Genomic DNA, 25966 nt, shown 5'->3' on the forward strand with positions numbered 1-25966 from the left:
TTGTGCACACCCTGTGGACAACGACTTGAACCGCGCACCCCGGCCTGACTACCGTGGCTGGGCTCTGATTCCTTCACGCCCGTCCCGAGAACCACGCATTCGTGGGACCTGTCGGCGTCCCCCACCCAGCGAGCTGAGAGAGCGTGCCCTGTGGCTGACGTACCTGCCGATCTTGCCGCAGTGTGGCCACGCGTGCTCGAGCGGCTGCTGGGAGAGGGCTCGGGACAGGGCGGGCAAGGCGTCGAGGCCAAGGACGAGCACTGGATCAAGCGGTGCCAGCCCCTCGCGCTGGTCGCCGACACCGCGCTGCTCGCCGTCCCCAATGAATTCGCCAAGGGCGTGCTGGAGGGCCGGCTGGCCCCCGTCGTCAGCGAAACGCTGAGCCGGGAGTGCGGCCGCCCCATCCGCATCGCGATCACCGTCGACGAGTCCGCCGGCGAACCGGTCGTCCCGCCGCAGGTCCAGCGCGAACAGCGCGAGTCCTACGAGAACCGTGAGCAGCGCGAGTCCTACGAGAGCTACGACGGCCGGGACGGCTATGGCCGCCAGGCGCCGGACGATCTGCCGTCGGCCCGCCCCGCGTACCCCGGCTATCAGCAGTCGCGCCCCGAGCCGGGCGCCTGGCCGCGGCCCCGTGACGACTACGGCTGGCAGCAGCCCCGGCTCGGCGGCTTCCCCGAGGGCGATCCTTACGCCTCCCAGCACGCCCCGTCCGGCTATGGCCAGCAGCCGTACGACCAGCAGCGGCGCGGCGACTACCGCGGGCCGGGCGCCGAGCGCCCCGGGCCGGGCGGCCCCGGCGGCGGCCCCGGCGGCGGTCCCGGGCCGGGCCCCGAGCGCCCGCCGTACGAGCAGCGCCACGACCTGCCCGACCCGCTCGAGCGCGCTCGCGGCGGACCGCCCCTCCTGCCCTCGCAGACCGGCGCCCCCGGCCCGCTCGCCGCTCAGCCCGCGCCCGCGTCCGGCCCCGGTGAGCCGACCGCGCGGCTGAACCCCAAGTACCTCTTCGACACCTTCGTCATCGGCGCGTCCAACCGCTTCGCGCACGCCGCGGCGGTCGCCGTGGCCGAGGCGCCGGCCAAGGCGTACAACCCGCTGTTCATCTACGGGGAGTCCGGGCTCGGCAAGACCCACCTGCTGCACGCCATCGGTCACTACGCGCGCAGCCTGTATCCCGGCACCCGGGTGCGCTATGTGAGCTCGGAGGAGTTCACCAACGAGTTCATCAATTCCATCCGCGACGGCAAGGCGGACGCGTTCCGCAGGCGCTACCGCGACATGGACATCCTGCTGGTCGACGACATCCAGTTCCTGGCGAGCAAGGAGTCGACGCAGGAGGAGTTCTTCCACACCTTCAATACGCTCCACAACGCCAACAAGCAGATCGTGCTCTCCTCCGACCGGCCTCCCAAGCAGCTGGTCACTCTGGAGGACCGGCTCCGTAACCGCTTCGAGTGGGGCCTGATCACCGATGTGCAGCCGCCGGAGCTGGAGACGCGGATCGCGATCCTCCGTAAGAAGGCGGTGCAGGAGCAGCTGAACGCGCCGCCGGAGGTGCTGGAGTTCATCGCCTCGCGGATCTCCCGCAACATCCGTGAGCTGGAGGGCGCGCTCATCCGCGTCACCGCCTTCGCGAGCCTGAACCGGCAGCCGGTGGACCTCGGGCTCGCCGAGATCGTGCTGAAGGATCTGATCCCCGGCGGCGAGGACGCGGCCCCGGAGATCACCGCTACCGCGATCATGGCCGCGACCGCCGACTACTTCGGGCATACGGTCGACGATCTGTGTGGCGCCTCCCGCAGCCGGGTGCTGGTCACCGCGCGGCAGATCGCGATGTATCTCTGCCGGGAGCTGACCGATCTGTCGCTGCCCAAGATCGGCGCGCAGTTCGGCGGCCGCGACCATACGACGGTCATGCACGCCGACCGCAAGATCAGGGCGCTGATGGCCGAGCGGCGCTCCATCTACAACCAGGTGACCGAGCTGACCAACCGCATCAAGAACGGCTGAGAGGGGCCCGCAGGGGCCACCACGAACCGCTGAAGGGCGCTCCGGGAGGGACAACTCCCGGGACGCCCTTCGTCGTTCATCCCTACGAGCTGTTCGATTCTCGGCCCGGCCGGCCCGGTTCTCCACAGATACGCGGCCCATCCACCGTCCACACCCTGGGGACGTGGAAGTTGTCCCGATCGCGTCCACAGGCTGTCCGGTGGGGAGGGCATCCGCCGAGGTCAGGTGGCTGTGGAATTGTGGCTATCGGGAGTCCACAGACTGTGGATGATCGAGATACCCACAGGCCGCGCATCAGCTTGTCCACCGGCAACCCACAGCCGAAGGCCCGTTGCCCACAGCTTCTCCACACCGCTGTCCACTGTTCGGCAACGAAATGGCCACGGTCACCGGTGCGAGTGAAAGGCGTCACACCAAGGAGGCGGGTTGGGCTGTGGGGAAGGTGGGTAAAACTGGGGACGACGCTGGGGAGAACCGGGCGATGTCTGTGCATCGCATGTGCAGAACTCTTCGGCATCCACAGACAACCCTGGTTGTCCACCGCCGTCACCCACAGGCCCGGTGGACAAAAAACCGCCGCTGACCAGGGAAAAGTCAGTTTTCCACGGTTTCCACAGGCCCTACTACTACGACCACAGAGTTATAGCGAGGAAACCGCTTCGAAGTGGGGCCTGTGCACAACCTCGGGCCGAGCCGCCCGACACCCCGCGCACCGACTTGACCCCGAGCCGCACCGACTGTCGGCGGCGTGCGTCAGACTGGTCTCCGGCTACTCAGCCGACGACGAAGGCCAGCAGGGCGAGCCAGCAACAGCAGGAGGCGGCTTACGGTGAAGATCCGGGTGGAGCGCGATGTACTCGCGGAGGCGGTGGCCTGGACGGCCCGCAGCCTCCCGGCCCGACCGCCGGTGCCCGTCCTCGCGGGCATCCTCATGAAGGCGGAGGAAGGCGCGCTCAGCCTCTCCGGCTTCGACTACGAGGTCTCGGCCCGCGTCTCCGTGGAGGCCGACATCGAGGACGACGGCACGGTCCTCGTCTCCGGCCGGCTCCTCGCCGACATCTGCCGCGCCCTCCCCAACCGCCCTGTGGAGATCTCCAGCGACGGGGTGCGGGTGACCGTCGTCTGCGGCTCCTCGCGATTCACACTCCACACCCTGCCTGTGGAGGAATACCCGACGCTGCCGCAGATGCCGACCGCGACCGGCACCGTCCCCGGTGAGGTCTTCGCCGCCGCCGCTGCCCAGGTCGCCATCGCCGCCGGCCGTGACGACACCCTGCCGGTGCTCACGGGTGTGCGGATCGAGATCGAGGGCGACACCGTCACGCTGGCCTCCACCGACCGCTACCGCTTCGCGGTCCGCGAGTTCCTGTGGAAGCCCGAGACCCCCGACATCTCCGCCGTCGCGCTGGTGCCCGCCAAGACGCTTCTCGACACCGCCAAGTCGCTGACCAGCGGTGACACTGTCGCGCTCGCGCTTTCCGGCTCGGGTGCGGGCGAGGGTCTGATCGGCTTCGAGGGCGCCGGGCGCCGTACGACCACCCGGCTGCTCGAGGGCGATCTGCCGAAGTACCGCACGCTCTTCCCCACCGAGTTCAACTCGGTCGCGGTGATCGAGACGCCCCCGTTCGTCGAGGCCGTCAAGCGTGTGGCCCTGGTCGCCGAGCGGAACACCCCGGTGCGGCTCACCTTCGAGCAGGGCGTGCTGATCCTGGAGGCCGGATCCAGCGACGATGCACAGGCTGTGGAGAGGGTGGACGCCCAGCTCGACGGCGACGACATCTCGATCGCCTTCAACCCGACGTTCCTGCTGGACGGCCTCAGCGCGATCGACTCGCCGGTCGCCCAGCTGTCCTTCACCACCTCGACCAAGCCCGCGCTGCTCAGTGGCAGGCCCGCCATGGACGCCGAGGCGGACGAGGCGTACAAGTACCTGATCATGCCGGTGCGACTCAGCGGCTGAGAGCGAGCGAATGAGCAGGTGTAGCCCACATCTGTGCGGCTACCCGCGGGCGTAGGCTCGGACTCACCGCGAAACGAAACGCACTACGGCATGAAGGATCACTGATGGAGCTCGGTCTCATCGGCCTCGGCAAGATGGGCGGCAACATGCGCGAGCGCATTCGCCGCGCAGGCCACACCGTCATCGGCTACGACCGGAACCCGGACGTCGCCGATGTCCACAGCATCGATGAGCTCGTCAACAAGCTCAAGGGCCCGCGCGTGGTGTGGGTCATGGTCCCGGCAGGCGTCCCCACCCAGATCACCATCGACGAGCTGGCCGAGCTGCTGTCGCCCGGCGACATCGTGGTGGACGGCGGGAACTCCCGCTGGACGGATGACGAGAAGCACGCCGAGCAGCTCAACGCCAAGGGCATTGGCTTCGTCGACTGCGGTGTCTCCGGCGGAGTCTGGGGCCTGGACAACGGCTACGCCCTGATGTACGGCGGCGCCGCCGAGCATGTGGCCCAGGTCCAGCCGGTCTTCGACGCGCTCAAGCCCGAGGGCGAGGGCGGCGCCGTCCACGCCGGCAAGGTCGGCGCGGGCCACTTCGCCAAGATGGTCCACAACGGCATCGAGTACGCGATGATGCAGGCGTACGCCGAGGGCTGGGAGCTGCTGGAGAAGGTGGACTCGGTCACCGACGTCCGCGAGGTCTTCCGCTCCTGGCAGGAGGGCACGGTCATCCGCTCCTGGCTGCTTGACCTGGCCGTGCGCGCCCTGGACGAGGACGAGCACCTGGCGAAGCTGCGTGGCTACGCGGAGGACTCCGGTGAGGGCCGCTGGACCGTGGAGGCGGCGATCGACAACGCCGTGCCGCTGCCCGCGATCACCGCGGCGCTCTTCGCCCGGTTCGCCTCCCGTCAGGAGGACTCGCCGCAGATAAAGATGATCGCCGCGCTGCGCAATCAGTTCGGCGGCCACGCGGTCGAGAGCAGCGACAAGTAACCACCCCACGGGGTGGAGCAAGCAGTTCAGCCGGGGGAGGTCGGCGCAGCCCACTATGCACGTCACGCATCTCTCGCTCGCCGACTTCCGCTCGTACACCCGGGCCGAGGTGGCGCTCGACCCGGGCGTCACGGCCTTCGTCGGGCCCAACGGCCAGGGCAAGACCAATCTCGTCGAGGCCGTCGGCTATCTCGCCACCCTCGGCAGCCACCGGGTCTCCTCCGACGCCCCGCTGGTGCGCATGGGCGCGGAGCGGGCCGTGGTCCGGGCCGCGGTCGTCCAGGGTGACCGGCAGCAGCTGATCGAGCTGGAGCTCAACCCGGGCAAGGCCAATCGCGCCCGTATCAATCGGTCCTCGCAGGTCAGACCGCGTGATGTGCTGGGGATCCTGCGGTCGGTGCTGTTCGCGCCCGAGGATCTGGCCCTGGTCAAGGGCGATCCGGGCGAGCGCCGGCGCTTCCTCGACGAGCTGATCACCGCGCGGGTGCCCCGGATGGCGGGAGTCCGCTCCGACTACGACCGGGTGCTCAAGCAGCGCAACACCCTGCTGAAGACCGCGGCCCTGGCCCGGCGGCACGGTTCGCGCAGCGGTGGCGGCGACGCGGCCCTGTCCACGCTCGACGTCTGGGACCAGCATCTGGCCCGGGCCGGTGCCGAGTTGCTCGCCCAGCGGCTCGATCTGATCGCCGTGCTCCAGCCGCTCGCCGACAAGGCGTACGAGCAACTCGCTCCGGGCGGGGGCCCCGTGCTGCTGGAGTACCGCGGCTCGGCCGGTGAGGGGCTGACCGAGGCGGGCAGCCGCGAGGAGCTGTGCGAGCTGCTGATGGCCGCCCTGACCGAGGCCCGTAAGCAGGAGATCGAGCGCGGGGTCACGCTGGTGGGCCCGCACCGCGACGACCTGGTCCTCAAGCTGGGCCGGCTCCCTGCGAAGGGCTACGCCAGCCATGGCGAGTCCTGGTCGTACGCCCTCGCCCTGCGGCTGGCCTCCTACGATCTGCTGCGCACCGAGGCGGGCGAGCCGGTGCTGGTGCTCGACGACGTCTTCGCGGAGCTGGACGAGCGGCGCCGGGAGCGGCTGGCCGAGCTGGTCGCCCCCGGGGAGCAGGTGCTGGTGACCGCGGCGGTGGAGGATGACGTTCCGCAGGTGCTGTCCGGCACGCGCTATGCGGTGTCCGAGGGCGAGGTACGGCGCGTATGACCGACGGAATGACCGACGGAATGGACCAGCCTGCGGGGCCCTCGCCGGTGCCCGAGCCCTCGGGCGTCGATCTCGCGCGGGTGGCGCTGCGCGCCGCCAAGGAGCAGGCGCGCGCCCGGGGAGCCGCGGCACAGCAGAAGAAGCAGGCGCGCAGAGGGGGCTTGCGCTCCGGCGCGCGCGCCGATGGCCGCGATCCGCTTCCGCTCGGTGCGGCGATCAACCGGCTGATCACCGAGCGCGGCTGGGAGGCCCCGGCCGCGGTCGGCGGCGTGATGGGCCGCTGGCCCCAGATGGTGGGGCCCGAGGTGGCGCAGCACTGCGAGCCCCAGCGGTACGACGAGGACGCCCGGGTGCTCACGGTGCGCTGTGATTCCACGGCGTGGGCGACCCAGCTCCGGCTGCTCGCCCCGCAGCTCGTGGCCCGGCTGAACGCGGATCTGGGTCATGGCACCGTCAAGATGATCAAGGTGCTGGGCCCCGGCGGCCCGGCCCGCCGCTACGGCCCGCTGCGCTCCCCGGGCTCCACCGGCCCGGGCGATACCTACGGCTGACCGGGGGCTTGTGCGCCCCCGTGTTAACCGGGGGTAACAGGGTGACTGCTGAGACCCCGGTCACGGTTGCCGGTGGTTGACAGCTCGAAGCGCTGAGTGGCGGTGTGAGCCTCTTGGAGCCCGTCCCCGCATATGGGGAGTCGCTGGCAGCCGGTTCAGGGCGGCACATGCGGACTCAGGCGCCAGCAAGCCCCCATTCTTGTCGGCGCTACCGGTAGACTGGGGCGGTACACCGTCGCCGCTGGCGCACCGAGCGCTTGCGGACACATGTTGAACGACGCAGCCGCTCCAGCCTGCCCGGAGACGGCTTGTGCTGTGCCAGAAAGGGCGCTTCGTGGCCGATTCCGGCAACCCCATCGAAAACATCCCGTCCACGTCCGACAGCGAGGCCCTGGCTCCGCCGTCGTACGACGCCAGTGCGATCACCGTCCTGGAGGGGCTGGAGGCGGTCCGCAAGCGACCCGGTATGTACATCGGTTCCACCGGTGAGCGCGGCCTGCACCATCTCGTCCAAGAGGTCGTCGACAACTCCGTCGACGAGGCCATGGCCGGTCACGCGGACAGCATCGAGGTCACGATCCTCGCCGACGGCGGCGTCCGCGTCGTGGACAACGGCCGCGGGATCCCGGTGGGCATCGTCCCCTCGGAGGGGAAGCCGGCCGTGGAGGTCGTGCTGACCGTGCTGCACGCGGGCGGCAAGTTCGGCGGCGGCGGCTACGCCGTCTCCGGCGGTCTGCACGGCGTCGGAGTCTCCGTCGTCAACGCCCTGTCCTCGAAGGTGTCGGTCGAGGTCAAGACGGACGGTTACCGCTGGACCCAGGACTACAAGACGGGAGCGCCGACCGCGCCCCTGGCCCGGAACGAGGCCACGGAGGAGACCGGCACCACGGTCACCTTCTGGGCGGACCCGGACGTCTTCGAGACCACCGAGTACTCCTTCGAGACGCTGGCCCGGCGCTTCCAGGAGATGGCGTTCCTCAACAAGGGCCTGTCGATCTCGCTCAAGGACGAGCGCGAGGCCCATGTGGACGAGGAGGGCAAGCCGCTCTCCGTGAAGTACTACTACGAGGGCGGCATCGTCGACTTCGTCACCTACCTCAACTCCCGCAAGGGTGAGCTGGTCCACCCCACGGTGATCGGGTTCGAGGCCGAGGACAAGGAACGGCTGCTCTCCCTCGAGATCGCGATGCAGTGGAACACCCAGTACACCGAGGGTGTCTACAGCTTCGCGAACACCATCCACACCCATGAGGGCGGCACCCACGAGGAGGGCTTCCGCGCCGCGCTGACGTACCTGATCAACAAGTACGCGCGCGACAAGAAGCTGCTCCGGGAGCGCGACGACAACCTCACCGGTGAGGACATCCGCGAGGGCCTGACCGCGATCATCTCGGTCAAGCTGGGCGAGCCGCAGTTCGAGGGCCAGACCAAGACCAAGCTGGGCAACACGGAGGCCAAGACCTTCGTCCAGAAGGTCGTCAACGAGCATCTCGCCGACTGGCTTGACCGCTACCCCAATGAGGCGGCGGACATCGTCCGCAAGGGGATCCAGGCGGCGACGGCCCGGGTCGCGGCCCGTAAGGCGCGGGATCTGACCCGCCGTAAGGGGCTGCTGGAGACCGCGTCGCTGCCGGGCAAGCTGAGTGACTGCCAGTCCAATGACCCGTCGAAGTGCGAGATCTTCATCGTCGAGGGTGACTCCGCCGGCGGCTCGGCCAAGTCCGGCCGTAACCCGCAGTATCAGGCGATCCTCCCGATCCGCGGCAAGATCCTGAACGTCGAGAAGGCCCGGGTCGACAAGATCCTCCAGAACAACGAGGTCCAGGCGCTGATCTCCGCCTTCGGCACCGGGGTGCACGAGGACTTCGACATCGACAAGCTCCGCTATCACAAGATCATTCTGATGGCGGACGCCGATGTCGACGGCCAGCACATCAACACCCTGCTGCTGACCTTCCTCTTCCGCTTCATGCGCCCGCTGGTCGAGGCGGGGCATGTCTTCCTCTCCCGTCCGCCGCTCTACAAGATCAAGTGGGGCCGGGACGACTTCGAGTACGCGTACTCGGACCGGGAGCGGGACGCGCTGATCCAGGCCGGCCGTGCACAGGGCAAGCGCATCAGGGACGACTCGGTCCAGCGCTTCAAGGGTCTGGGCGAGATGAACGCCGAAGAGCTGCGGATCACCACGATGGACCCCGACCACCGCGTCCTGGGCCAGGTCACCCTGGACGACGCGGCGCAGGCCGACGACCTGTTCTCGGTCCTGATGGGTGAGGACGTCGAGGCACGGCGCTCGTTCATCCAGCGCAACGCCAAGGATGTCCGCTTCCTCGACATCTGAGTCGGCCCCCAGCCGCAGACGACAGAAGGACTTTGACCAGCAATGGCCGACGAGAACACCCCGAACACGCCCGATGAACTGACCTCCGACGAGCTCGCCGAAGGCGCCGCACTCCGCGTCGAGCCGGTCGGCCTCGAGACGGAGATGCAGCGCTCGTACCTCGATTACGCGATGAGCGTGATCGTCAGCCGTGCGCTGCCCGACGTCCGGGACGGCCTCAAGCCGGTGCACCGCCGGGTGCTGTACGCGATGTACGACGGCGGGTACCGCCCCGAGAAGGGCTTCTACAAGTGCGCCCGCGTCGTCGGCGACGTCATGGGCACCTACCATCCGCACGGCGACTCGTCGATCTACGACGCCCTGGTGCGGCTTGCTCAGCCGTGGTCCATGCGGATGCCGCTGGTCGACTCCAACGGCAACTTCGGCTCCCCGGGCAACGACCCCGCGGCGGCCATGCGGTACACCGAGTGCAAGATGGACCCGCTGGCCATGGAGATGCTCCGGGACATCGACGAGGAGACCGTCGATTTCCAGGACAACTACGACGGCCGTAACCAGGAGCCGACGGTCCTCCCGGCGCGCATCCCGAACCTGCTGGTCAACGGCTCGGCGGGGATCGCGGTCGGCATGGCCACCAATATCCCGCCGCACAATCTGCGCGAGGTCGCCGAGGGCGCCCAGTGGTTCCTGGCCAATCCGCAGGCCACCCAGGAGGAGCTGCTCGAGGCCCTGATCGACCGGATCAAGGGCCCGGACTTCCCGACCGGTGCGCTGGTCGTCGGCCGTAAGGGCATCGAGGAGGCGTACCGCACGGGGCGCGGCTCGATCACGATGCGCGCGGTCGTGGAGGTCGAGGAGATCCAGGGCCGGCAGTGCCTGGTGGTCACCGAGCTGCCGTACCAGGTGAACCCGGACAACCTCGCGCAGAAGATCGCCGACCTGGTGAAGGACGGCAAGGTCGGAGGCATCGCCGACGTCCGCGACGAGACCTCCTCGCGCACCGGCCAGCGCCTGGTCATCGTGCTCAAGCGGGACGCGGTCGCCAAGGTCGTCCTCAACAACCTCTACAAGCACACCGATCTGCAGACCAACTTCGGCGCCAACATGCTGGCGCTGGTCGACGGTGTGCCGCGCACCCTTTCGCTGGACGCGTTCATCCGCAACTGGGTGACCCACCAGATCGAGGTCATCGTCCGCCGGACCCGCTTCCGGCTGCGCAAGGCCGAGGAGCGGGCGCACATCCTGCGCGGTCTGCTCAAGGCACTGGACGCGATCGACGAGGTCATCGCGCTGATCCGGCGCAGCGACACGGTGGACACCGCGCGCGGGGGCCTGATGGGCCTGCTGGAGATCGACGAGATCCAGGCGAACGCGATCCTGGAGATGCAGCTGCGGCGGCTGGCCGCGCTGGAGCGTCAGAAGATCGTCCAGGAGCATGACGAGCTGCAGTCCAAGATCGACGAGTACAACGCGATCCTGGCCTCGCCCGAGCGGCAGCGGCAGATCATCAGCGAGGAGCTGACCGCGATCGTCGAGAAGTTCGGCGACGACCGGCGCAGCAAGCTGGTGCCCTTCGACGGTGACATGTCCATCGAGGACCTGATCGCGGAGGAGGACATCGTCGTCACGATCACGCGTGGCGGCTATGTGAAGCGCACCAAGACCGAGGACTACCGCTCCCAGAAGCGCGGCGGCAAGGGCGTGCGCGGGACGAAGCTGAAGCAGGACGACATCGTCTCCCACTTCTTCGTCTCGACCACCCACCACTGGCTGCTGTTCTTCACCAACAAGGGCCGGGTCTACCGGGCGAAGGCGTACGAACTGCCGGACGCCGGCCGGGAGGCGCGCGGCCAGCATGTCGCGAATCTGCTGGCGTTCCAGCCCGATGAGAAGATCGCGCGGATCCTGGCCATCCGGGACTACGAGGCGGTGCCGTATCTGGTGCTCGCCACCAAGTCCGGCCTGGTGAAGAAGACTCCGCTGAAGGACTACGACTCGCCCCGCTCGGGCGGCGTGATCGCGATCAACCTCCGGGAGATGGCGGACGGCCGCGAGGACGAGCTGATCGGTGCCGAGCTGGTGTCCTCCGCGGACGATCTGCTGCTGATCAGCAGGAAGGCCCAGTCGATCCGGTTCACGGCGACGGACGAGTCGCTGCGGCCGATGGGGCGCGCGACCTCCGGTGTGAAGGGCATGAGCTTCCGCGAGGACGACGAACTGCTCTCGATGAATGTCGTCCGGCCCGGTACGTTCGTGTTCACCGCCACCGACGGCGGGTACGCGAAGCGGACCAACGTCGACGAGTACCGCGTCCAGGGGCGCGGCGGCCTCGGGATCAAGGCAGCGAAGATCGTCGAGGACCGCGGTTCCCTGGTCGGGGCGCTGGTGGTCGAGGAGACCGATGAGATCCTCGCCATCACGCTCAGCGGTGGCGTGATCCGTACCCGGGTCAATGAGGTCAGGGAGACGGGCCGTGACACCATGGGCGTCCAACTGATCAACCTGGGCAAGCGCGATGCCGTCGTCGGCATCGCCCGGAACGCCGAGGCCGGTCGTGAGGCTGAAGAGGTCGAGGAAGATTCCGCGACCGGGAGCGCGCCAGCCGAGGAGGCCGCGTCCGAGGCGGTCGAGGGCACACTGCCCCCGGCCGACGAGACCGAGGAGTAAGTCGTGAGTGGAGCCACGGGTGCCGCGGGCGGCGGTGCGGACGCCGGAGGGCGTCCGGGATCGGGAGCCCCGACTGCGGCGGGCGGCACCACCGCTGGGGAAGGCGCCCGTGGCCCCGCCGGGGACTCCGCCCCCGCTTCGGTGACGGAGACCCGGAAGCTGCGGCCGCAGCGCGATCCGCATCCGAAGCCCCAGTACTCCAGCCCGCTCCCCAACGAGCGTCCCGCCCCCTCCCAGCCCGCGCAGCCGTACCACCCGCCGCAGGCCTACGCCCCGCCGCCCGGCGGCGGGGCCGGACAGGTCGGCTCCGCGGTGCCCGGGCAGCCGGGCCAGGCCGCCCAGTCGGGGCACCAGCAGGCCGCCACGGCCGTCCGCCGCCCCCGTACGCCCGCGGGGGCCCGTCAGGCGCCGCGGACCCGTAAGGCGCGGTTGCGGGTCGCCAGGGTCGATCCGTGGTCGGTCATGAAGGTCAGCTTCCTGCTCGCGATCGCGCTGGGGATCTGCACCGTGATCGCGGTGGCGGTGCTGTGGATGGTCATGGACGCCATGGGCGTCTTCAGCGCGGTCGGTGGCACCATCAGCGATGCGACGGAGTCGCAGAAGGGCAGCGGGTTCGACCTGCAGTCCTTCCTGTCGCTTCCGCGTGTCCTCGGGTTCACCGGGATCATCGCCGTGATCAACGTGGTGTTGGCCACCGCGTTGGCCACGCTCGGGGCCTTCATCTACAACCTGTCGGCGGGCTTCGTGGGTGGCGTCGAGCTGACCTTGGCTGAGGACGAGTAGCGGCCCGCCGTTACCGATTTTGGGACGGGGCAGGTCGTGCGCTAATCTTTCGGTGCAGCGCGGGGCTATAGCTCAGACGGTTAGAGCGCTTCCCTGATAAGGAAGAGGCCACAGGTTCAAGTCCTGTTAGCCCCACCGTAGCGATCAGCCTGGATGGAGATTTTCTTCATCCAGGCTGATGTCGTATGGGGGGCCGGGAGTTGATCCCCGGTTCCTGCCCGGTTTCTCACCGGCCAATGCCGGTCATAGGTCACCGATCGGTATCGGTCGGTGTGTATCATCGGGCGCCAGAGGTCCCCTACGTCAAGAAAGAGACGAGGTAGCGCGGTGAAGAAGCTGCTCCTGGTCGCACTGGCCGCCATCGGCGGGCTCCTCGTGTACCGCCAGATCCAGGCGGATCGCGCCGAGCAGGATCTGTGGACGGAGGCGACCGACTCCGTGCCCGCAGGTTCGGGTGTGTGAGCTCCCAGCTCCTAAGACAGTCCCAGTACGGGGCCCCGACCGCTGGAGCGGTCGGGGCCCCGTCCGCTTTACTGGCGCCGTGGGGGGAAGGGGCCGGGGCGCCGGGGGATGGGATGCCGGGGGGCCTTCGTGTTTCACTCTCGCAAACGAATAGCTTGCACAGGCAAAGTTGAACGGGCCGACCGGCCGGTACGACGAGGAGTGACGCGCGATGAAGGACCGCCGCAAGGTCAGGGCCGGTCTCGCCGCGGTGGCGGCACTGTGCGCGGTGGCCGCGGCGCCGGGGAGATCCCTCGCCGACGGCGCTGCCGGGGCCCGGGCGTACGAGACCCGCGGCACTCGGATATCCGGCGCCGACGCCGACTCGGACGCCCCATCCCTGGCGGCCGGCCGCCCCTATGTCGACAGCGTCGGGCCGGGCGAGAAGCGGTACTACGGCGTGACGCTCGACACGAAGTCGGCCGCCTACGTCTCGGCCGTCGCCGCGCCCCGGCCGGGGGCGGACGTGACCTCGTACCGCGACGGCGTGAAGGTGACGCTGGAGAGCCCTGACGGGGGCATCTGCGGCACCGCCGCCCCGAAGATCGAAACCAATGGCGTCGCCTATCCCCTCGCCGACTACGCCGCCCGCCAGATCGACTCCGGCCCGGCCTCCTGCCACGAGGCCGGTCGCTATGTGGTGACGGTGGAGCGCCAGGACGGGTCACCGGACCCGGAGCGCTGGCCTGTGGAGCTCCGGGTGATGGTGGAGCCACCGGTGAAGGGCGGGGCCACGGGAGCGGCTCCGGAGGGGAGTTGGAGCACGCCGTCACCCAAGCCGCCGGACGGCACTCCCTGGCCGCGGCGCGGCGGACGCGGCTTCACCGACGCGCCGACCCTGGGGAGCGGGGTGTGGAAGGACGAGATCACGCCGGGGGAGACGCACTTCTACCGGGTGCCCGTCGACTGGGGGCAGCGCCTCACCGCCGCCGCCGAACTGTCCGCCGACGGCAAGGACCAGAGCACCCGTCTGCTCGACCGCGCCCTGGCGATGCACGCGTACAACCCGGCGCGCGGGCTCGCCAAGCGGGGCATCCCCGCCGCGCAGGACGGTGAATCGCCCCGCACCCAGGTGGCCACCGCGCCGGTGGCCTACGGAAACCGGTATGCCAACACCGGCTCCACGGTCCGCGCGATGAGCTTCAGCGGCGGGTACTTCCTGGCGGTCACCGTCAACCCGCCGCAGGTGGCACCGCATCTGAACGGCTCGGTGCCGGTCGTCCTGCGGGTACGGGTCGCGGGCTCCGCGCGCGGCGGGCCGAGCTACGACAAGGACCCGGTCGAGGCGGGGTTCGGCCTCACGGCGGCCGACCGGAAGGCGGCCAAGCACCATCCGGATGCCGCGGACGACGACCGGATGGCGAGTCCTGGCTCCGGCGCGGGCGACTCGAAGACGACCGCGCTGCGGGTGGTGGGGTACGCGGGGATCGGCACGGGGACGGCTCTGGTGCTCGGGCTCGGCGCGTGGACGCTCGCCGCCCGGCGCCGGGCGGCGGCGCAGCGGTACGGGGCGCCGCCTGGGTGGTAGTTGGGGGCGCTGCTTTCGCTGGGTGGTGAGTGAGGGGGCGCCGTCAGAGGGTGTGACGTCGGTGGCGGTGGCGGTGGCGGTGGCGGGGTGTCGTCAGGGGGGTGACGTTGGCGGCGGTGACGCCGGTGGGGGCGCCCTCGCGGCGCATGGGCGACGTCAGCTCGCGGCCCGTCCGTGCTCAGTGCACGGGCCCGTCCGTGCTCAGCCCGCGGCCACCAGCGCCCATGCGCCGACGGCGAAGCACACCGCCGCGACGATCAGGATCGAGAGCGCCGCTTTCCGGGACGGTCCGGGGCGCCGCCGCGTCGCCGAGGGAACCCGCGGCCGCTCTGCGGTGTATGGACGAGTAGAAGGGAAGTCACGCGGGGGCGGCGTTGGTGTCGGGGTCGGAGTCGGCGTGGGTGTCGGCGTTGGCGTCGGTGTCGGCGAGGGAGCCGCGGTCGGAGCGGAAGCGGGGGTGGGCGTATGCGGGTGCGCGTGGTGCACCGGCTGTACGGGGTGTGGGGGCTGCTGTGCGTGGTGCGGATGGTGCACGGGCGGCTGTGCCGGTGGCAGCGGGGCCGCCGTCGAGGGGGTCGGCGGGGTCAGTGGGTGGGGCATCGACTGCGGCATCGACGGCCGCTGGACCGGCGGGGGCGGAGTCGCGGGCCGGTCGGTCGGTGGCGGGGGCGTCGGTGTCGGTGGGCCCGCGGGGTGGGGCGGTGGGGTCCGGCTCAGGGGCGCCTGGGCGTGCGGGGGTTCGGCGTGCGGGACGCCGGAGGATGGAGCCCCCGGAGCCCCGGTGCGCGGGGCCTGGCCGGACGGGGGCTCGGTATGCGGTGTCCCTGGCTGGTCGGTCCGGGGGAGCGGCGGCGGGAGGGTGAAGCTGCCGGTGTCGGACATGGACGGCTGTGGGGCGGCCGGCTGCGGTGGGGCCGCCTCGGCGGCGGGGCCCGCGGGGGCGGCGTCGGCGGTGGGCTGGGGCCGGGAGGGCGCCGTGCCGTTCGCGCCGTTCTCTCGGGGTGGGTCCGTCTTCGCGTGGCGGCGGCGCTGCCGGGTCGGTCCGTTGTGGTCGAACCCGGCGGGCAGCGGCCCGAGATGGTCGAAGACCTCGATGGCGTCGTCGTCCAGATCGGCCTCGGGCAGCAGGTCGACGGCCGTCGCCAGCGCCTTCCGCGCTCCCGTGGCGGTGCGGAAGCGGTTCTCGGGGTCCGGCTGCAGCAGACCCGCGATCACCTGCCACAGCGGTTCCGGCACCCCCGTGGGCGCGTTCGGCACTCCCTGCTCGAAGAGCTTGACGAGCGCCTCCGCGTCCGGTTTCTGCCCGTTGAGCAGATAGAGCGTCACCAGCCCCACGGCGAAGAGGTCCGCCGGGAAGTCCGGGTCGTCGCCCATCATCTGCTCGGGCGCGAAGTAACCCGGCGTGCCCATCACGTAGTTGGCCTCGGTGAGGCGCGGCTCGCCCTTGGTCAGCGCGATGCCGAAGTCGGACAGCCGGACATGCGGCCGCCCGGTCCCGGTGGATTCCAGCAGGATGTTCGCGGGTTTGATGTCCCGGTGCACCACGCCCTCGGCGTGCACCGCGGCGAGTCCGGAGAGAAGCTGGTCGAGCAGGGTGCACACATAGCGGGGCGGCAGCGGGCCGTAGTCCCCGATGAGATGGGCGAACGAGCCGCCGCCCACCAGATCCATGGTGAACAACACCTTGTCGTCGTCGGCCGCCCAGCTGGCCGGTGCCAGCACATGGGGGTGATCGATCCGCAGGGCCTGTTCCCGGACGAAGCGCAGCAGCGTATGGGCGTCACGTTGCTGAAGCACCTTCGCTGCCACGTACCGTCTGCGGCGGTGGTCCCAGACGCGCCATACGGCGCCCACGCCCCCACGCCCGATCGGGTCCACCAGCTCGTACCGGCCCGCGAAGATCTCACCCATCGCGCCGTGCCCGCCCCGTCATCGACTCGTCAGCAGTTCAGCCCGTCAGCTCTGGTGCGCCTCGTAGTGGGCGACCGCATCGGCGGTCCGCCCGGCGCCGTACACACGGAGAAACTCTGCCAGCTCGGGGTGGGTCGGGGCGAGGTAGTCGGCGGCATCGATGATGTCCCCCGCCGCAGCCACGGACCGCAGCAGCGACTGGATCTCGCGCACCACTCGCCGAACGGTCGGGGCGCCCGTGCTCGTCGCCGTGGACTGGGTGGAGTTGAGGACCGAGCCGCCCGCGGACTTCTTGATCTCCTCCATGCGCTCGGCGGCCTCGGCGGCGCTGACCCTGCCGTCCGCCGCCTGGCTGGACAGTTCCTGCAGCGCCTGCACCCGCTGGACGACGGCGGGGTTGCCGATTTTGGCGCGCTGGCCGCTCATGAGCTGCGAGAGCATGGGCGCGGACAGCCCGAGCACGGCGGCGAGACGGGCTTGGTTCAGACCGAGATCATCGATGAGACGGCGAAAGAGCGCCCCCAGCGGTTCCCCGTACCAGCTGCGCTGAAGCTCCCGTGCGCGCGCGGTGGCATCCTGCTGTGTTGCGTCCATCTCGCTCTCCCCTTCGCTTCGCTGCCGCGAATCTTGCGTGGCATCCTACGGAGAGGGCTACGCACGAGCGATACCCGGTCGGGAATGGTGGCCGGTAGCAGGTATCCTGATCGGCGACGGGGCCTTAGCTCAGTTGGTAGAGCGCCGTCTTTGCATGGCGGATGTCAGGAGTTCGACTCTCCTAGGCTCCACCTTCGTCACCAGCCAGGACATCGTGATCGATGCCCTGGCTGGTTTGTTTCGCCCTTGATATCGGTGTTGCCACTCCTGTCATTGCCCGGCGCAACACCCACGGGATGCTCCAGGGTGTTTTCCACAACTCGGGCAGATCGCCCGGGAGTCGTCTGATCGGCGCGGGCCGCCGTACAGGGGGACACGATGGGTGAGCTGCATCCGCTGGGCGAGAACCTGCCCGAGGAGTGCCGGGCGTTCGCTGTGGAGCTGAGGAAGCTGTTCCTGGGGCTGGGGATCTCGGTGCGCAGATACGCCGTGCGCAGACACCGGGATCCGGGCACCATCTCGCGGTTTCTGAGCGGCACCCGCATCCCGCCGTGGGAGTTCGTCTTCGATCTGTTCACCGATCTCGCGGCGCGGCGGGGCGTCGCTCCCACCCCCGCCGCCATCGAGCTGGTGCGGGAGCTGCACCGGGCCGCGGTCCGCACCAGCCGCTCCCCCGGGCATGCCATGGAGATCCTGCAGATCCAGCTGGCCGACGCCGACCGGGACGCGCGGGTGTCCATGGCGCACCAGGACGTGCTGGGCGAGGCGCTGCTGGACCGCAAGCACCGCATCGCCGATCTCGAGGTGCGGCTGAACCAGGCCGAGGCGGCATGGGCGACGGAGCGGGCCCGGGCGGACGCGCTGGAGCGGGAGCTGCCGGACCGGAAGGAGCTGATCAAGGAGCGGGATCTGCTCCGCCAGGAGGTGGGGCGGCTCGCCGAGGAGCTGGAAGACGTGCGGCTGCGGGGCCGGCTGGCGGAGGAGCGCTGCCTGGTCCTGGAGCGGCAGCTTGCCATGGTGGAGTCCCAGCCCCCGGCCGCGGTGCCGCAGCCGGAGGACGAGCCCGCGGCCCCGGAGGGACCGGCGGCGCCCAAGCGGGGCACCGGGCCGCGGCCGAAGATCCTCGTGGTGGACGACCAGCAGAACAATCTGCTGGCCATGGAGGCCGTGCTGGCCACGCTCGACCAGGAGCTGGTGACCGCGACCTCCGGGCAGGAGGCCCTCAAGGCGCTGCTCGACCATGACGACTTCGCGGTGATCCTGCTGGATGTGCAGATGCCCGAGATGGACGGCTATGAGACGGCGGCCCACATCAAGCGGCGTTCCCGTAACCGCGATATCCCGATCATCTTCCTCACCGCGATGGGCGCCGACCCCGAGAACGCCTCGCGGGGCTATGCGGCCGGTGCGGTGGATTACATGGCCAAGCCGTTCGACCCCTGGGCGCTGCGGGCCAAGGTCTCGGTCTTCACCGAGATCTTCCTGGAGCGCCGGCAGCGCCGTTCCCAGGGGGAGGACCCGGCGGACTGAGCCGGGGCCCTACGGCTCGGACCGGGCCGGACCGATCCGATACGGGGCCGGAGACGGGACGAGGGGCGGGAGATCATCCGATCTCCCGCCCCTCGCGGAGGGCCGCGCCGGACGCCGTGTGCGGCGTCGTTCAGCGGTCGTCGTTCAGCGCTCGTCGTCCCTGCGGGCCTCGGCCTGCTTGGCCTGCACCTCGGGGTCGAGGGCGCCCTGGTCGCTGCCGTCCACCGCCGAGAGCCGCTCGCGGTCGCCCACCTCGGTCGCCGCCGGGGGCTCGACCAGCCAGTCGGGGTTGGCCTGCTTGTCCCACCACTTCCACGCGGCGAAGACGCCCGCGCCGACCAGTCCGATGAAGGCCGCACGCTTGGCGACACGGGCGGCCCGGGCCCGGCGGCGGTGCTTCCTGGCCAGCTTCTCGATCTCCGCGGCCGTCACATGGGTGCGCAGCGCCGCGATGGCCGCGGCCGTGCGGACGGCGGCCTCCTCGCGCGCCGGTCCGGCGGCGGCGCGCACTCCGGCCATCGCCTGCTCCATCCGCGGACCGGTGTAGTCGGCGGCGTGGCGGGCGGCCTTACGGGTGCGCTTGGCGGCCCGGGTGGCGGCCTGGTCCACCTTCGGCGGCAGGGTGCCGCGGGCCTGGTTGAGCCTGGGCTCGATATGGGCGTGGTACTGGGCACCGGCCGTGCACCGGGCCTGGTGCGCCGCGGTCGACACCTTCGGCGCCAGCCGTACGCGGGCCTCGTGCGCGTAGCGCGATGCGGTGTCCTTGGCCGTGCCGGCGTAGGGCGCCACCGCCTCCGCGGCGTGCAGAACGCTGCCCTTGGCTGTGCCGGTCGCGGCTCGCACGCTGTCAATGCGGGTCACGGGATCCTCCTCCTCGGTGGCGTGGTCAAGCTCCCGGGTTCAGAGTCGTGCGTTTTCGTCGCGCGCTCTATTTGCCCAGTTTCGTGTTTCCATCCCAAGAAAGATCATGCCTGTTTGTAGAGATCATGCCCGTTCGCAGCACGGCCGGCATGCGTGACCGGGCATCTGGGTCATAGGGAGGATTCTCCTTGAAACCACGCGGATCGGCGCGCCCGGCGCCGCCTCCGCGGCTACTCGTCGACCTTGCGTCCGTGCGAGGATCAGGAGACGGAAGTGAAAACGATGGAAGGTTGATCGTGGCCGAGCAGCTTTACGCCACCCTGAAGACGAACAATGGCGACATCGTGGTCCGGCTGCTGCCGAACCACGCCCCCAAGACGGTCAAGAACTTTGTCGAACTGGCCGAAGGCACTCGCGAGTGGACCCACCCGGCCACTGGCAAGAAGGCCAAGGAGAAGCTCTACGACGGCACCGTTTTCCACCGGGTGATCAGCGGCTTCATGATCCAGGGCGGGGACCCGCTGGGCAACGGGACCGGGGGTCCCGGCTATGAGTTCGGTGACGAGTTCCACCCGGACCTGGCCTTCAACAAGCCGTACCTGCTGGCCATGGCCAACGCCGGCCCGGGCACCAACGGCTCGCAGTTCTTCGTCACGGTCTCCCCGACCGCATGGCTGACCGGTAAGCACACCATCTTCGGCGAGGTCGCCGACGAGGCCAGCAAGAAGGTCGTCGACGCGATCGTGGGCACCGCGACCAACCCGCGCACCGACCGTCCGCTCCAGGACGTCGTCATCGAGTCGGTCGTCGTGGAGACCCGCGAGGGCTGAGCCCGTACGGGGAACTTTCATGCCCCGCTTGTCCGTGTGAACAAGTGTCCGTGTGAACAAGCGGGGCGGGGGAACGCCCGATCAGAAGTGGACAAGGGGCGAGGGGACATCATGGAGGACCAGGCGGTCTGTTGCTATCGGCACCCTCAGCGGGAGACCGGCATCAGCTGCACCCGCTGTGAGCGCCCGATCTGCCCCGAGTGCATGATCAGCGCCTCTGTGGGGTTCCACTGCCCTGAGTGCGTGAGCGGACGGATGCCCGCCGGGGCCGGGGCCTCGGCCGCCGGTCCCCCGCCGCGTGCCGTCCAGCCGCGCACCATGGCCGGCGGCACGATCACCTCGGACCCCCGGCTGATCACCAAGATCCTGGTCGCCATCAACATCGCGGTATGGCTCGCGGCGCTGTCCGCGGGCGACCGGCTGGTGAACGATCTCGACCTGGTCGGGCGGGCCTATGACCCCGGCGCGGCGCAGATCGTCGGAGTCGCCGAGGGCCAGTGGTGGCGGCTGGTCACTTCGATCTTCCTTCACCAGCAGCTCATCCACATCGCCTTCAACATGCTGTCGCTGTGGTGGATCGGCGGACCGCTGGAGGCCGCGCTCGGCCGCGTCCGCTTCATCGTGCTCTACATACTGTCCGGGCTGGGCGGCAGTGCGCTGTCGTATCTCCTCGCCGCACAGAACCAGCCGTCGCTGGGCGCCTCCGGCGCGATCTTCGGCCTGCTCGGCGCCACCGCCGTGCTGATGCGTCGGCTGAACTACGACATGCGGCCGGTCATCGCGCTGCTGGCGCTGAATCTGCTCTTCACTTTCACCTGGTCCGGAATCGCCTGGCAGGCCCATGTCGGCGGCCTGGTCGCGGGCACGGTGGTGGCGTACGGGATGGTGCACGCGCCCCGCGAGAAGCGGGCGCTGGTGCAGCGCGGGACCTGCGCCCTGGTGCTGCTGGCGATCATCGCGATGGTGTGGATCCGGACGATCCAGCTCACCGGCTGAGCGGCGCGGCCGGCCGGCGCTCGGCAGGCCGCCGCGGATGTCCTCCCGTAGGGCCGTGGACGGTTCCCGGCGATCTCCGGCGCGTTGGGCCGTGCCGGGCTCGGTCAGTTGTCCACAGCAAGTGGTGGATCATACGCAACCTGTGGAGAACCTGCGTACGACCCCCGACTGACCTGCGTTTTCGCAGGAAGGCGGGGGTGTGAACGATCGAACAGACGCCCGTCGCCGGTCACACCGGCGTCAACACGGCGGAGGTTATCCACAGATCTTCTGAGTTTTCCCCGGCTGTGGATAACTCTGTGGACAACCTGGGGACCGGCGTGGGGACAGCCGGGTCACTTCCACTGGGTGGAGACGACGAAGCCCGCGGCGATGAAGCCGAAGCCGACCACGATGTTCCAGTTGCCGAGCGACTTGACCGGCATATCGCCCGTGGTCACGTAGAAGATGACGATCCACGCGAGGCCGATCAGGAACATGGCCAGCATCAGCGGTGCCACCCACCGGCGGCCGCTGTTCAAGTTGATGCTGGCTGCCTGCTTCGCCGGCGGCGGCGTGAAGTCGTCCTTCTTGCGGATCCGTGACTTCGGCACGAGGAACTCTCCTGTCGATGCGCTGCGTGACCGCGCTGGGATGTGTACGGACGGCGCCGGGGCGGGACAGCGACGGGGACCACGTCCCTCCCCCACACGTCCGTTAGCGTAGTCCTTCCGCGGCGTCGTAAGGAGTAAGGGTACGTTGAGCAATTCCGCTGACTCCCCCACCCCGGCGTCCCGCCGCCCCCGGTTCCGGCCCGTGCGACTGCTGACCGGCGCGGTCTTCGCGCTGGCCGGAGTGATCTTCTGGACCAGTTTCAACACGGCTCAGGGCACCAACATCCGCAGCGATGAATCGATGCTGCGGCTCTCCGATCTCATCCAGGAACGCAGCCGTAAGAACGGCACCCTGGGCGACAGCACCGGCAAAATACGCTCCGAGGTCGACGCCCTCGCCCGCCGGGACAATGGCAGCACCCAGGCCGAGCGCCGCAAGCTGGCCGAGCTGGAGAAGACCGCCGGCACCAGGAAACTCTCCGGAGCCGGCCTTACGGTCACCCTCACCGACGCCCCGCCGAACGCCACCCCGCAGATCCCCGGCGTCCCGGATCCCCAGCCCAACGATCTCGTCATCCACCAGCAGGACCTGCAGGCCGTGGTCAACGCCCTGTGGCAGGGCGGCGCCAAGGGGATCAAGGTCATGGATCAGCGGCTGATCTCCACCAGCGCGGTGCGCTGCGTCGGCAACACCCTGATCCTGCAGGGCCAGGTCTACTCACCGCCCTACAAGGTCACCGCCGTGGGTGACCGGGGCAAGCTGAGCGCCGCCCTCACCGCCTCGCCCACGATCCAGAACTACCGCAGCTATGTCGACGCGTACGGCCTCGGCTGGAAAGTCGACCAGCACGACAAGGTGACTCTTCCCGGCTACTCCGGCACAGTGGATCTGCACCAGGCACAGCCCATCGGATAGCACCGGCGGACACCGGTACGCGGCACGGGCCGGCGGTACGGGGTCAGCGGGGCGGACAGTGGGGGCCGATGAGAACGCGGCTGATCGTCAGGACGCTCAGTGAGATCTGCGTCACCGTCGGAGCCCTGATCATCCTTTTGGTGGTCTACGTCCTGTACTGGACCTCGGTGCGGGCCGACCGGGCCATGGACGGCGAGATCGATCACCTCCAGGACCGATGGGCCACCGGCACGGTCACCGCCGGCGCCGAGCCCTCGTCCGAGCCCCGCCGCCACGAGTCCGGCGCCTCCTTCGCGATCATGTACATCCCGCGCTTCGGCGCCGGCTGGGCCAAGCCCGTCCTCGAGGGCACCGCCACCGGCACCCTGAAGAAGGGGCTCGGCCACTACTCCCGCACCGCCCGCCTCGGTGCCCTCGGCAACTTCGCCGTCGCCGGGCACCGCCGCACCTACGGCGACCCCTTCAAGGACTTCCCCGCGCTGCGCCCCGGTGACGCGGTGGTGCTGACCGACGGCACCACCTGGTTCACCTACCGCGTCGACCGGCGGCCCTACCGCACCCTGCCGACCGACACCGGGGTGATCGATCCGGTGCCGCGCGCGTCCGGTTTCCGGCGCCCCGGGCGCTATCTCACGCTGACGACCTGTGAGCCGGAGTGGGGCCACAGCCACCGCCTGATCACCTGGGCGCACCTCGACGCGACCCAATCGGTTGCCCAAGGCAAGCCCAAGGCTTTGTACAGGTGACCCTCCGGCCCCACCCCGCGCCCCTTACTCTGGTGCTGCACTCCGGTGCTGCAATCGACTTCGTCATCGGTGAGTAGGGATGGCATGTACGGCTGGATCTGGCGGCATCTGCCGGGTAACGCATGGATGCGGGCGCTGATTTCGCTCGTGCTGGTGCTGGCGATCGTCTTCGTGCTCTTCCAGTACGTCTTCCCCTGGGCGGAGCCCCTGCTGCCGTTCAATGACGTGACGGTCGACGAGGGAATGGGGGGTCCGCGATGAGCGCGCGCATCCTGGTCGTCGACAACTACGACAGCTTCGTCTTCAACCTCGTCCAGTACCTCTACCAGCTCGGCGCCGAGTGCGAGGTGGTGCGCAACGACGAGGTCTCCCTCGCGCACGCCCAGGACGGCTTCGACGGAGTCCTGCTGTCCCCCGGGCCCGGCACCCCGGAGGAGGCGGGGGTCTGCGTCGAGATGGTGCGGCACTGCGCGAGCACCGGGGTACCGGTGTTCGGCGTCTGCCTGGGGATGCAGTCCATGGCCGTCGCCTACGGCGGCGTCGTCGGACGGGCCCCGGAGCTGCTGCACGGCAAGACCTCGCTGGTGACCCATGAGGGCACCGGCGTCTTCAGCGGACTGCCCACGCCCTTCACCGCCACCCGCTACCACTCGCTGGCCGTGGAACGGGGGACGGTGCCCCCGGAGTTGGAGATCACGGCCTGGACGGAGACCGGCATCGCCATGGGGCTGCGCCACCGTGCACTGCGGGTCGAGGGCGTCCAGTTCCACCCCGAGTCGGTCCTCACCGAATGGGGCCATCTGATGCTCGCCAACTGGCTGGTGGAGTGCGGGGACACGGATGCCGTGGGGCGGTCCGCGGGGCTCGCCCCGGTGGTCGGGGCGGTCGGCGGTAAGGCCGGCGAGTGACCGGACCGCGCCCTGAGCGCGAGGGCGCCGGCCACGGCGCCCGGGAGCCCGCCCCGTACGCGCCGTACGGGTCTCATGAGCAGCACGCCGCCCATGACGCCCATGGCGCGCATGGGGGCCGCGACGCACATGGCGCGGTGGGCCCGGACGCGTTCGCGGCGGCCGCGGAGGGCCTACGGGACCCGCTGGCAGACCCGCTGCCGGACTCTGCCCCGGCCGGGCCCTCCGCCCCGGCCGGGCCCACGGGGCGGGCCATGGGCACCGCGTCGCTCTCCGTGCCGCCGCCCACCGGCCGCCGACGGCGCGCCCGCCCGGCCCCCGCGGGGCCGGAGGAGGGCGCTGAGGCCGCCGGGCCGCCCACGGGGCGCCGACGCGCCCGTGCGGCTTCCTCGGGGCCCTCAGGGTCCTCGGGGCCCTCAGGGGCCGCACACGCCGCTCAGACGCCCGTACGCGCCCCGGGGACGCCCGCACGTTCCTCCGAGCCGTCCGCACGCGTCCCGGAGGCCGCGGAGACGGCCGTCCTGCCCCCGGTGACGCCCCGGGGCGCCGACGAGACGGTCGCTCTGCGCGCTGTGGAGGCGGCGCCCGCCGACCGGACCATGGCGCTGCGCAAGGTCGAGCCGGACCGGGACAGCGGCGCCGAGCCCCCGCCCTACGGCCGGGCCGCCCGCCGTAAGGCCGCCCAGGGGGCCGGGAAGCGCGCCGGACGGCATGGCTCCCGCGCCCGGCCCGGCACGGCCGAGGCGGGCGCCACAGGGCCCACGGAGGGCGCGGGGAGCGCCGCGGACGCCGCGCCCCGCACCCGTATGGAGGCCAAGCGCGCCGCGCGGGCCCGTAAGGACAGCCCCGGGGTGGTGGCGAGCCGGGTGGTCGGCGAGCTGTTCATCACGCTCGGCGTGGTGATGCTGCTCTTCGTCACCTATCAGCTGTGGTGGACGAACATCCGTGCCCATCAGCAGGCCAACGGCGCCGCGAACAACCTGCAGAAGAAGTGGGACGAGAACGGCGGCGACGACCGGGACCCGGGCACCTTCTCCCCCGGGCAGGGCTTCGCGATCATCTACATCCCCAAGCTGGATGTGAAGGCCCCGATCGCGGAGGGCATCGACAAGCACAAGGTGCTCGACCGCGGCATGGTCGGCCACTACGGCAAGAGCCCGCTGAAGACCGCCATGCCGTGGGACAAGAAGGGCAACTTCGCGCTCGCCGGGCATCGCAACACCCATGGCGAGCCGTTCCGCTACATCAACCGCCTCAAGCCCGGCGACGAGATCGTCGTCGAGACGCAGAGCCGGTACTACACCTATGCGATGAGCAGCATCCTGCCGCAGACGTCGCCGTCCAACACGGGCGTCATCAAGCCGGTGCCGCCCGGCTCCGGCTTCACCGAGCCGGGCCGGTACATCACGCTGACCACCTGCACCCCCGAATTCACCAGCACCTACCGGATGATCCTCTGGGGCAAGATGGTCGAGGAGCGGCCGCGTAGCAAGGGAAAGCCGGACGCGCTGGTCGAATGAGCGGGTACAGCCGGGAAACCAGAAAAAGGGGTACGA

The 25966-nt window shown here is 70.1% G+C and carries 22 protein-coding genes and 2 tRNA genes; 20 read left to right on the forward strand and 4 right to left on the reverse strand.

Translation table 11 applies throughout. The features are described 5' to 3' along the window. Positions 1-150 precede the first annotated feature (150 nt). From dnaA to STRVI_RS00050, 11 genes are all read left to right on the forward strand, one after another. Positions 151-2010, forward strand: coding sequence for a chromosomal replication initiator protein DnaA (gene dnaA / locus STRVI_RS00005; RefSeq protein ID WP_078505045.1), 1860 nt, complete (start codon positions 151-153; stop codon positions 2008-2010). Between the two features lie 829 nt (positions 2011-2839). Continuing rightward, positions 2840-3970, forward strand: coding sequence for a DNA polymerase III subunit beta (gene dnaN, locus STRVI_RS00010; protein ID WP_014053565.1), 1131 nt, complete (start codon positions 2840-2842; stop codon positions 3968-3970). A 104-nt stretch (positions 3971-4074) separates the two neighbouring features. Continuing rightward, on the forward strand, positions 4075-4956 hold the full coding sequence (gnd, locus tag STRVI_RS00015; RefSeq protein ID WP_014053566.1) for a phosphogluconate dehydrogenase (NAD(+)-dependent, decarboxylating): 882 nt from the start codon (positions 4075-4077) through the stop codon (positions 4954-4956). Between the two features lie 55 nt (positions 4957-5011). Next, entirely contained in the window at positions 5012-6154 is a 1143-nt protein-coding gene (recF, locus tag STRVI_RS00020) for a DNA replication/repair protein RecF (protein WP_014053567.1), read from the forward strand. Beyond that, on the forward strand, positions 6151-6705 hold the full coding sequence (locus STRVI_RS00025; protein ID WP_014053568.1) for a DUF721 domain-containing protein: 555 nt from the start codon (positions 6151-6153) through the stop codon (positions 6703-6705). The genes recF and STRVI_RS00025 overlap by 4 nt, the downstream gene beginning before the upstream one ends. 310 nt (positions 6706-7015) lie before the next feature. Further along, on the forward strand, positions 7016-9046 hold the full coding sequence (gene gyrB, locus STRVI_RS00030) for a DNA topoisomerase (ATP-hydrolyzing) subunit B (protein ID WP_014053569.1): 2031 nt from the start codon (positions 7016-7018) through the stop codon (positions 9044-9046). 42 nt (positions 9047-9088) lie between these two features. Continuing rightward, positions 9089-11713, forward strand: a complete 2625-nt coding sequence (gene gyrA / locus STRVI_RS00035; RefSeq protein WP_014053570.1) for a DNA gyrase subunit A — start codon at positions 9089-9091, stop codon at positions 11711-11713. Positions 11714-11716: 3 nt separating this feature from the next. Continuing rightward, positions 11717-12496 (forward strand): DUF3566 domain-containing protein, encoded by a 780-nt coding sequence (locus tag STRVI_RS00040; RefSeq protein ID WP_014053571.1) that lies wholly within the window; start codon positions 11717-11719, stop codon positions 12494-12496. 61 nt (positions 12497-12557) lie between these two features. Then, positions 12558-12631: transfer RNA gene (locus STRVI_RS00045), tRNA-Ile, on the forward strand. 192 nt (positions 12632-12823) lie between these two features. Beyond that, a complete protein-coding gene (locus STRVI_RS53395; protein WP_003958712.1) occupies positions 12824-12958 on the forward strand; it encodes a DLW-39 family protein in 135 nt (44 codons plus the stop codon). Positions 12959-13169: 211 nt separating this feature from the next. Then, positions 13170-14525 carry a hypothetical protein gene (locus STRVI_RS00050; RefSeq protein WP_014053572.1) on the forward strand — a complete coding sequence of 452 codons (1356 nt, stop codon included), beginning with the start codon at positions 13170-13172 and terminating at the stop codon, positions 14523-14525. Between the two features lie 201 nt (positions 14526-14726). Here STRVI_RS00050 and STRVI_RS00055 read toward each other — a convergent pair whose 3' ends face one another. Both STRVI_RS00055 and STRVI_RS00060 read right to left on the reverse strand, forming a co-directional pair. After that, the gene (locus STRVI_RS00055; protein WP_014053573.1) at positions 14727-16436 is read right to left on the reverse strand and encodes a serine/threonine-protein kinase; all 1710 of its coding nucleotides are present in this window, start codon (positions 16434-16436) and stop codon (positions 14727-14729) included. Positions 16437-16481: 45 nt separating this feature from the next. Next, the gene (locus STRVI_RS00060; RefSeq protein WP_014053574.1) at positions 16482-17030 is read right to left on the reverse strand and encodes a helix-turn-helix domain-containing protein; all 549 of its coding nucleotides are present in this window, start codon (positions 17028-17030) and stop codon (positions 16482-16484) included. Between the two features lie 118 nt (positions 17031-17148). Here STRVI_RS00060 and STRVI_RS00065 point away from each other — a divergent pair. After that, positions 17149-17221 (forward strand) — tRNA-Ala (locus STRVI_RS00065). 187 nt (positions 17222-17408) lie between these two features. Next, positions 17409-18560, forward strand: a complete 1152-nt coding sequence (locus tag STRVI_RS00070; RefSeq protein WP_014053575.1) for a response regulator — start codon at positions 17409-17411, stop codon at positions 18558-18560. 144 nt (positions 18561-18704) lie between these two features. On the opposite strand, the gene STRVI_RS00075 is transcribed toward STRVI_RS00070, so the two are convergent. Further along, on the reverse strand, positions 18705-19421 hold the full coding sequence (locus STRVI_RS00075; protein WP_014053576.1) for a DUF5324 family protein: 717 nt from the start codon (positions 19419-19421) through the stop codon (positions 18705-18707). A gap of 296 nt (positions 19422-19717) precedes the next feature. Between STRVI_RS00075 and STRVI_RS00080 the strand changes: the two genes are divergently transcribed. Together STRVI_RS00080 and STRVI_RS00085 are read left to right on the forward strand one after the other, a co-directional pair. After that, the gene (locus STRVI_RS00080; RefSeq protein ID WP_014053577.1) at positions 19718-20251 is read left to right on the forward strand and encodes a peptidylprolyl isomerase; all 534 of its coding nucleotides are present in this window, start codon (positions 19718-19720) and stop codon (positions 20249-20251) included. 111 nt (positions 20252-20362) lie between these two features. Further along, positions 20363-21247: a rhomboid family intramembrane serine protease gene (locus STRVI_RS00085; protein WP_014053578.1), complete on the forward strand. Its 885-nt coding sequence runs from the start codon at positions 20363-20365 to the stop codon at positions 21245-21247. A 335-nt stretch (positions 21248-21582) separates the two neighbouring features. On the opposite strand, the gene crgA is transcribed toward STRVI_RS00085, so the two are convergent. Beyond that, a complete protein-coding gene (gene crgA, locus STRVI_RS00090) occupies positions 21583-21840 on the reverse strand; it encodes a cell division protein CrgA (protein WP_014053579.1) in 258 nt (85 codons plus the stop codon). A 145-nt stretch (positions 21841-21985) separates the two neighbouring features. On the opposite strand from crgA, the gene STRVI_RS00095 reads away from it, so the two are divergent. The 5 genes from STRVI_RS00095 (at position 21986) to STRVI_RS00115 (ending at position 25930) form a co-directional block, all read left to right on the forward strand. Then, complete coding sequence (locus STRVI_RS00095) at positions 21986-22756, forward strand: DUF881 domain-containing protein (RefSeq protein WP_014053580.1); 771 nt, start codon at positions 21986-21988, stop codon at positions 22754-22756. 68 nt (positions 22757-22824) lie between these two features. Beyond that, complete coding sequence (locus STRVI_RS00100; protein ID WP_014053581.1) at positions 22825-23502, forward strand: class E sortase; 678 nt, start codon at positions 22825-22827, stop codon at positions 23500-23502. A gap of 84 nt (positions 23503-23586) precedes the next feature. Then, complete coding sequence (locus STRVI_RS52430; RefSeq protein ID WP_014053582.1) at positions 23587-23763, forward strand: hypothetical protein; 177 nt, start codon at positions 23587-23589, stop codon at positions 23761-23763. Beyond that, positions 23760-24410, forward strand: a complete 651-nt coding sequence (locus tag STRVI_RS00110; RefSeq protein ID WP_014053583.1) for an aminodeoxychorismate/anthranilate synthase component II — start codon at positions 23760-23762, stop codon at positions 24408-24410. The genes STRVI_RS52430 and STRVI_RS00110 overlap by 4 nt, the downstream gene beginning before the upstream one ends. Next, positions 24407-25930, forward strand: coding sequence for a class E sortase (locus STRVI_RS00115; RefSeq protein WP_014053584.1), 1524 nt, complete (start codon positions 24407-24409; stop codon positions 25928-25930). The genes STRVI_RS00110 and STRVI_RS00115 overlap by 4 nt, the downstream gene beginning before the upstream one ends. The last annotated feature ends 36 nt before the right edge of the window (positions 25931-25966 follow it).

It is taken from the genome of Streptomyces violaceusniger Tu 4113 (assembly GCF_000147815.2).
Classification (GTDB): domain Bacteria; phylum Actinomycetota; class Actinomycetes; order Streptomycetales; family Streptomycetaceae; genus Streptomyces; species Streptomyces violaceusniger_A.